This is a genomic window from Actinoplanes sp. NPDC049316, assembly GCF_040677315.1.
GTDB lineage: Bacteria > Actinomycetota > Actinomycetes > Mycobacteriales > Micromonosporaceae > Actinoplanes.
This window is the reverse complement of sequence record NZ_JBFAQM010000023.1, coordinates 131,916-139,905: the sequence shown is the minus strand read 5'-3', so window position 1 is coordinate 139,905 and position 7,990 is coordinate 131,916. Positions and strand designations below refer to the sequence as shown.

8 protein-coding genes are annotated in these 7,990 nt (G+C 72.0%); all 8 read right to left on the bottom strand.

The window, feature by feature from the left end; all coding sequences use genetic code 11:
• Window positions 1-392 precede the first annotated feature (392 nt).
• Window positions 393-1,226 (bottom strand): DUF4190 domain-containing protein, encoded by an 834-nt coding sequence (locus AB0K03_RS29120; protein ID WP_364691034.1) that lies wholly within the window; start codon window positions 1,224-1,226, stop codon window positions 393-395.
• Window positions 1,227-1,335: 109 nt separating this feature from the next.
• The gene (locus AB0K03_RS29115) at window positions 1,336-1,944 is read right to left on the bottom strand and encodes an ATP-dependent Clp protease proteolytic subunit (protein ID WP_364691031.1); all 609 of its coding nucleotides are present in this window, start codon (window positions 1,942-1,944) and stop codon (window positions 1,336-1,338) included.
• Between the two features lie 363 nt (window positions 1,945-2,307).
• Window positions 2,308-3,369, bottom strand: coding sequence for a 1-acyl-sn-glycerol-3-phosphate acyltransferase (locus AB0K03_RS29110; RefSeq protein WP_364691029.1), 1,062 nt, complete (start codon window positions 3,367-3,369; stop codon window positions 2,308-2,310).
• Entirely contained in the window at window positions 3,369-4,220 is an 852-nt protein-coding gene (locus AB0K03_RS29105) for a patatin-like phospholipase family protein (RefSeq protein WP_364691026.1), read from the bottom strand. Before AB0K03_RS29105 ends, AB0K03_RS29110 begins: the two co-directional genes overlap by 1 nt.
• Before the next feature lie 139 nt (window positions 4,221-4,359).
• Entirely contained in the window at window positions 4,360-5,760 is a 1,401-nt protein-coding gene (locus tag AB0K03_RS29100; protein ID WP_364691023.1) for a glycosyl hydrolase family 18 protein, read from the bottom strand.
• A 53-nt stretch (window positions 5,761-5,813) separates the two neighbouring features.
• The gene (locus AB0K03_RS29095; protein WP_364691020.1) at window positions 5,814-7,049 is read right to left on the bottom strand and encodes an ABC transporter ATP-binding protein; all 1,236 of its coding nucleotides are present in this window, start codon (window positions 7,047-7,049) and stop codon (window positions 5,814-5,816) included.
• A gap of 68 nt (window positions 7,050-7,117) precedes the next feature.
• Window positions 7,118-7,786, bottom strand: coding sequence for a hypothetical protein (locus tag AB0K03_RS29090; RefSeq protein WP_364691017.1), 669 nt, complete (start codon window positions 7,784-7,786; stop codon window positions 7,118-7,120).
• A 44-nt stretch (window positions 7,787-7,830) separates the two neighbouring features.
• The gene (locus tag AB0K03_RS29085; protein WP_233412713.1) at window positions 7,831-7,986 is read right to left on the bottom strand and encodes a hypothetical protein; all 156 of its coding nucleotides are present in this window, start codon (window positions 7,984-7,986) and stop codon (window positions 7,831-7,833) included.
• Window positions 7,987-7,990: the final 4 nt, after the last annotated feature.

Below are 7,990 nucleotides of genomic sequence, written 5' to 3'. Positions count from 1 at the left end.
CAGCGGCAGCGGCGCGGCGGCCCTGCAGCGGCAGCGGTCCCGCGACGGCGGCGCGGCGGGCGCGGGCGGCCTCGCGACGGCGCGGGCGGCCCTGCAGCGGGGCGGCGCGGCGGTCCCGGGACGGCGCGGCGGTCCTGCGGCGAGGGCCGGGGGGCGGAGACGGCGGCGCCGGAGGTGGGCGATCAGGTTCGGACATGCGTCGGGGGCGGCGAACCGCCGCCCCCGCACAACGATGCGGCTCCATCCGAGTCGGTCGACGGTGATCGCCGATCGGTCTCTACCGCGCTTTCCGGCGCACCGCCGGATGTTTCCGGGGCGGGACGACTCATGGCCGTCCCGGTTCCGAGGAGATTCCCTTCGGCGCATCGCCTCCGGTGAATGTCAGATACCCGTCAGAAGCGGTCGATAAACTGTGCGTCGAGCCACTCTCGCAGGTTGTTGACCGGCTGCATGTCGGTGCCCAGCCAGGAGAGCGAGCCGGTCAGCGCCAGCACGCCCACCACGATCGAGGCGAGGGCCAGGACGAGGCCGATCAGCGCGTCGGTCTTGCCGGCCACGTGGCGCTTCTTGGTGGCGCGCAGGCCCGCCACGGACAGGATCAGCGACAGCACCGCCACGCCGATGCCGTACCCGAGCAGCGGTCCGGAGAGCACGAGCAGGGCCGCGGCCACACCGGTGATCAGGCCGAGCGTGGCGAGCAGGCTCGCGCGCGGCTTGGGGCCGGCGGGCACGGGCGTACGCTCCGCGGTCCCACGCTCGGCCGGACTGCGGTCGGACGGGATCGTGTCGATACGTTCTGTGCGGTCACGGTCGTCGACCTTCGCCATCGGGGCGGTACGGTCGTCGGCCCGCCGATACTGAGCACGGTGCTCGCCGGCCTGGGCTGCCGCGTGCTGGGCCTCGCGCTCCTCGGCCCGGGCGGCGGCGGCCCGCTCGGTGGCCACGCGGTCGGCGGCGGCACGCTCAGCGGACGCCCGGTCCGCGGCGGCACGGTCGGCGGCCGCAGCGCGCTCGGCGACGGCGGCACGGTCCGTGGACGCGGCACGGTCCGTGGACGCGGCACGGTCAGCCGACGCTAGGTCCGTGGCACGCTCGGACGTGGTGGCGGCGCGGTCGGCCTGGACCGCTCCGCTCTGCGTGGGGGCATCGGTACGCGCGGAAACGGGCGCTCGGTCTGCGGTCTCCGTGGTGGTGTCGGACTGCCGGGAGAAAGACGGGAGTCTCACGTCAGCCACCTCCTTCGAACCTTCGGGGATGACATCGCTATACCCCGATGGCCGCCGGCGAACACAAACGGGCGTACGGAGACCCGTACGCCCGTTCGTGGAAGGTGTGTCAGACCAGCGCGGACGTCGCCGTGACGTCGGCCGCCTTGGAGATCACGTGGTCGACGATGCCGTAGTCCTTGGCCTCCTGGGCCGTGAACCAGCGGTCGCGGTCCGAGTCGGCCTCGATCTCCTCCGGGGTGTGCCCGGTGTGGAAGGCGATCCGCTCGTTCATCGTCTTCTTGATGTGCAGCATGCTCTCGGCCTGGATGGCGATGTCGGCCGCGGTGCCGCCGATGCCGCCGGACAGCTGGTGCATCATCACCCGCGCGTGCGGCAGGGCGTAGCGCTTGCCCGGGGTACCCGCGCAGAGCAGGAACTGCCCCATCGAGGCGGCCATGCCCATGGCGATCGTGGCCACGTCGTTCTTGATGTACTGCATCGTGTCGTACACGGCCAGGCCGGCGGTGATCGAACCACCGGGCGAGTTGATGTACAGGGCGATGTCCTTCTCGCTGTCGGCCGAGGCCAGCAGCAGCATCTGCGCGCAGATGCGGTTGGTCACCTCGTCGTTGACCTCGCTGCCGAGAAAGATGATGCGCTCCCGGAGCAGCCGCTCGAAGACCTGGTCGTCAAAGGATGCGCCACCTGCCCGCATCATCACATCGTCAACACTCATGGACCCACCCTCTCGCACCTGCCGGACGCGGTGAGCACCCACCCGGCATCGGACTCTCCTACCTTCCCCGGTAACGAGCGCCGCGCCCAGCGATTCTCCTCAGGGCGAAAGACGCTCAGCCCCGCCACGCCGTCGAGGGCCGGCGTCCTGCGCGGACCACAGCGGCGGGCCGGCCACACCCGCAGCGACACAGCGGCGATCCGGCGGCACTCGCAGCGACACAGCGGCGATCCGGCGGCACTCGCAGCGACACAGCGGCGATCCGGCGGCACTCGCAGCGCACCGCGCGCACGGCGCCGGTCGGCCGCGCCAGCAACGCACCACGCGCACGGCGCGCCGGTCGGCCGGGCTGCGGCAGGTGGTTCAGCCGGAGCGCACAGAGGTGCGCCGCGCCGTCCAGTCGGTGCCCAGCGGACGCGGCTGGGGCCGGTTCTCCTCGATCCAGGCGTCGATGCGGGCCCACCAGTCGTACAACCAGCGGATGCGTTCCTCCTCGCCGGACGGGACCTCCTCCGGCGGGACGCTCCAGAACCGCATGACCAGCTGCTTGTCCATCGGAAGCTCGCGCCAGATGTCGGCCACGGTGACGAGCTTGTCGAGACCGGTGTGCGCCACGAAGATGACCCCGGAGTCCGGGGCGGCGTCGATCGCGGAGAACAGGCCGCCCGGTTTCGGCGGGAGAACGTTGCGCAGGGCCTCCGCGCGTACCGCCATCTCCTCCAGGCCTTTGGCCCGCAGCCGGGCGATGGCCCGCAGGCGGCGGTGCGGGGTGAAGTTGCCGCCCTCGGGGAAGATGACGAACGCGTCGTTGTCGTCGAGGCCGGTGGCCAGCGCGCCGACGTGTTGCTCCAGGTCGGTGACGCCGGGACGGCCCGGGGTGATGAACCGGTTGGGCAGGCGGTTGAGCAGGATGTCGACGGCCGGGTCCCACTGCAGGCTCGCCTTGAGCACGATGCGCGGCTCCCGGTCGAACCAGTTGACCAGCGAGTGGATCAGCACGAAGGAGTCGCCGGGGCCGGCGTGGCGGCTGACGACGATCTCGGGGCGGCCGGGCATGCCCGTGTCGGGGTCGGTGCCGACGACCTCCAGGCTCAGGTGCAGCGACCACTCCGCCACCCAGAACAGGGCGGCGAGGAAGCGGCCGGTGAGCACGTAGTGCGCGCGCTGGAACGCGGGGCTGCGGATCTTCCAGCCGAATCCGGACGCGAACCACAGGGCCGCGAGGCACACGAGGGCGGCGGCGTCCCAGACGACGTACACGATGGCGAGGAACGCCAGGCGTGGCACCCGCAGATGACCCGGCACCAGCGGCGACGCCGCAAGGGCCAGGAGCAGCCACACCGGCAGCGTGGTGAGCAGCAGGGCCGCGAGCACCACCACGGCCGGCGCGATGACCAGGCGACGGACCCAGGGCGGCGGCAGCATCAGGCGCCGGCGCCCGGTGCCGGGGAGACCTCGTCGGCGAGGTAGCGGCGGGACGCGGTGTAGGCGCGGCTGATGCGGCGGCCGGCGGCGGCCATGTCCCGGTATGCCCAGGGCTGGTCGTCGCGGCTCTCGCCGCCGCCGGTGGGAAGAACGTGCACCCGGACATCGTCGGGCAGCGACGCAAGCTCGCGCGCGAACCGGTGCCGCCGGGCGATCTCGAACGCGACCTGCGCGACCTCCCAGGGCCGCCGCGGGACGGTCAGCGGCCGCTCGATGCGCCCGACCTGCAGCACGAAGATCAGTTTCGCCCCCACCCGGACGGCCTCGCCGATCGGGATCGAGTTGACGATGCCGCCGTCGACGAAGTGCTCGCCGCCGATCTCCATCGGCGGCAGCAGCCCGGGGACCGCCGCCGATGCCAGCACGGCGTCGACCACGGAACCGCTGTCGAACCAGTGCTCGGCGGCCCGCTCGATGCTCGCGGCACAGCACCGGAACGGGATCTTCAGGTCGGCGAAGCTCGACTGCTCGCCCAGTTCGGCGGTCAGCAGGCGGCGCAGCGGCAGCGGCGAGTGCAGGTGGGTGCGGGCCGCGAACCGGCGGACCTGGCGGGCGATGGAGTCGCCGTACACCTCGGCGGCCTCGGGGGACGACCACAGCCGGACCAGGCGGTCGGTGACGGCCTCGGTCGGGTCGGCCGCGACCAGCGCGCCGTTGACCGCGCCGATCGAGGTGCCGACGACGACGTCGGGGCGGTAGCCGGCGCGGAAGAGCGCCCGCAGCATGCCGACCTGGACGGCGCCGAGCACGCCTCCCCCGCCGAGCACGAACGCGACCGGACTCTCCACCATGACCTCATCGTTCCACGTCCGCCGGGCGCGCCGGCCCGTTGTCCACAGCGCTGTCATGATCTTGCGCTCGGCGACGCGATGAGGCAACCGGCGCCGCCCGCCCCGGCTCGAGCGGGGACGGGCGACGCCGGACGGGCGTTCAGCCCAGGCCGTTGAGGAACGGCTCGTGCGCGTTCTTGAACTCCCACGAGTAGAACTTGTCCCAGTTGATCGACCAGGTCATCAGCCCGCGGAAGTTCGGGTTCGTGCCGCTGCGTACGGTGTATCCGCCACAGTTCGTGCCCTTGACCAGGCAGCTGACGGCCTGCTGCACGCCGGCCGGAGCCACGTACCCGTTGCCGGCACTGACCGACGACGGCGCACCGAAGGCGATCTGGTCCTCACGCAGCGCCGGGAACATGTTCGCCGTGTTGCCCGCGACGGGGAAGCCCGCGAGCAGCATGTCGGTCATGGCGATGTGGAAATCGGCCCCGCCCATGCTGTGGTACTGGTTGTCCAGCCCCATGATCGAGCCGCTGTTGTAGTCCTGGACGTGCAGCACCGTCAGGTCGTTGCGCATGGCGTAGATGACCGGCAGGTACGAGCCCGCGCGCGGGTCCTGGCCGCCCCATGGGCCGGATCCGTAGTACTGGTAGCCGAGCTGCACGAAGAACGTCTCCGGCGCCATGGTCAGGACGAAGCCGGCGCCGTACCTGGCCTTGAGGGACTTGAGCGCCGCGATCAGGTTGACGATCACCGGGGTGGTGGGGTTCTTGAAGTCGGTGTCGCCGGTGTTCAGCGACAGCGAGTGGCCCTCGAAGTCGACGTCGACCCCGTCGAGGCCGTACTTGTCGATGATCGCGCTGACCGAGCTGACGAACTTGTCGCGGGCTGCCGTGGTGGTGAGCTGCACCTGGCCGTTGGCGCCGCCGATGGAGAGCAGCACCTTCTTGCCGGCCGCGCGCTTCGCCTTGATGGCGCTGATGAACTCCGCCTCGCTCTCCACGCCGGGGCACTCACTGGCCGGGCAGAGCGTGAACCGGATGTCGCCGGAGGTCGCCGAGGTGGGCTCGCCGAAGGCCAGGTTGATGATGTCCCAGTCGGCCGGTACGTCGGCCATCCGCAGGTAGCCCGAGCCGTTCGCGAAGCTCGCGTGCAGGTAGCCGATCAGCGCGTGCTTGGGCAGGCCACCAACAGGCGGCTGCGTCGGAGGGGTCGTGGGCGGCGTCGTGGGCGGCGTCGTGGGCGGCGTCGTGGGCGGAGTGGTCGGAGGCGTGGTGGTCGGAGGCGTCGTCGGCGGCGGGGTCGTACCGCCGCAGGTGCCGTTGTCGGCCCAGACGTCCCACTGCCCGCTGTGCGTGGCCGGGCTCTCGTTCTGCGTCCACCACTTGGCGGTGTAGTTGTGCCCGGACTGCGAGGCGGTCATGTCCTTGGTGTAAACCGCGGAGGAGCTCCAGGCGGCCGCGCAGGCGACGGCGGCATCGGCGGACGAGGCTATGTAGACGGCGGAGCCGGACGCCGCGAGCAGGGCGGTCGCGGCGAGGAGCAGGGATCGGCGCATGGGGGATGGCCTCCAACGTCGGCATATCGACAGTTGGCCAATTATTAGGACTGTTAACTGATTCTGTCCAGGCCCTCGGTGGGCCGGATGCGCCGGCCGGCCCGGTCGAACACCAGCAGATCGTCCCAACCCACCCCGACGGTGAGCTCCGCGCCGATCTCCGCGCGGCCCGGCGCGGCCATCCGGATCATCACCTCACCCGTCGGCGGCGGCTCGAGCGATTCGTACGCGGGCTGCAGGCCGTACGGCGACCGGTCGGCGGGCGGCCCGATCCGCGGCCGGGGCAACGGCGACGACGTCTCCAGCCGCGAGGTCGCCGCGGGCGTCGGCACTCCCCCGACGTCCAGATGGACGAGCAACTCGTGACCCAGGTTCTCGACGGCACGGACGGTGCCCCGCAACGACAACGGCCCCTTCTTGTCCGGCGACAACGCGCGCAGTGCCACCGTCACGCGGGCGGTGTCGTGCCGCGCCAACGCCTCCGTACGCGCGTCCCCCGCCGGCATCTCGAGCACCTGGGAGCCGAGGTCGAGAAGCACCCGGCCGTCCGAGACCGACACCGCCGCCTCGAGCAGGCTCGTCCGCGGGGTGCCGAGGAACGCCGCGACGAAGATCGTGCCGGGGTCCGCGTACACCTGGGCCGGCGGCCCGACCTGCTGCAGCACGCCCTTGCGCAGCACCGCGACCCGGTCGGCCATGCTCATCGCCTCGATCTGATCGTGCGTGACGTAGATCGTGGTGACGCCCAGGTTGCGGACGATGGCGGAGATCTCCGCACGCAGCGCCGCCCGCGCTCCGGCGTCCACATACGACAGCGGCTCGTCCAGCAGGAACACCGACGGGCGCCGGACCAGAGCCCGGGCCATCGCGACCCGCTGCCGCTGTCCTCCGGACAGGTGCCGGGGATAGCGGCCGAGCAGGTCGTCGACGCCGACGTGCCGGGCGACCCCCGCCACCCGGGCCGCCACCTCAGCCGCCGACAAAGGCGTCGTGTGCAGCGGGAAGCCGATGTTCTGCGCGACGGTCAGATGCGGGTACAGCGCATACGACTGAAAGATCATCGCGATGTCGCGGTCCGCTTCCCGGACCGGTACGCCGTCGTAGAGCACCGTCCCGGCCGTGGGCTCCTCGATCCCGGCGAGCAGCCGCAGCAGCGTGGACTTGCCGCATCCCGTCGGGCCGAGCACCACCAGGAACTCGCCGGAGGGCACCTCGAGGCAGACGTCGTCGACGGCCACCGCTCCATCGTCGAACTTCTTCGTGAGCCCGCGGGCCGCGATAGCCACCATCCCCTCATGGTGCGGGCCGGCGGCGCCCGGCGGAAGGCTCAGCGGCGGAAGGCTCAGCGGCGGAAGGCTCAGCGGCGGACGCTGCGGTCCAGCCAGCCGTCGCCGTCGTCGTCGTACATGCGCTTCTCGAAGACGCCGTCGTGGTCCTTGTCGTAGTCGGCATAGTCGACGCGGTTGTCGAGATCCTTGTCGACGCCGACGAAGTCGGCGCGCCCGTCGCGATTCAGGTCGACGACGATCTCCGCGCCGCCGCCCCGGTGCCCGCGGTACGACGCCTTGTCCAGCGTGCCGTCGCCGTCCGCGTCGACCCGGTTGTGGTAGCCCTCCGGCGCCGGCAGGTGCGCGTCGCCGAACCCGGTCCGCGGCGCGTCGCCCAGCCGGGAGGCGGTCGCGCCGAGACCCGCTCCGGCGCCTCGGGCCGCGTGCGCGTCGCCGAAACCCTGGTGCGTCCCGGGCACGGGCCCGATGCCGGCCGCGCCGTCGGCCGGCGACCCGGCCGCGGCGTCGGCGAGCCCGCCGAGCGAGCCGAGGATGCCGAAGGTGCTGGACTTGGTGACCCGTTGCTCCACCGTGGCCGCCGAGGCGCCGGCGTCGGTGGACACCTGCTGCCGCAGCACCGCCACCTCGTCAGCCTCGAGACGGTAACCGGCCAGCGCCGAGTCCGGGTCCCGGGCCAGGCTCGCCTGGAACGCGGGATCGGTGAGCAGCCGCTCGAGCACGGTGTCGAAGTCGCCCATGCCGCCAAGGTAGGCGGCCGCATCCACTGTCCGGTATCGGCCGATCAGTCCAGCTCGGGCATGGCGACCGGCTGCGGCCGCGGGCGGCACGTGCCGCACTGCACCGCGTCCTCCACCACCAACGCCTCCGCACGCTCGCGGGTCACCGACCTGCTGACCTGCAACAGGTACGGACCGAAGCGGGCATGGTCCTCACACACGCCG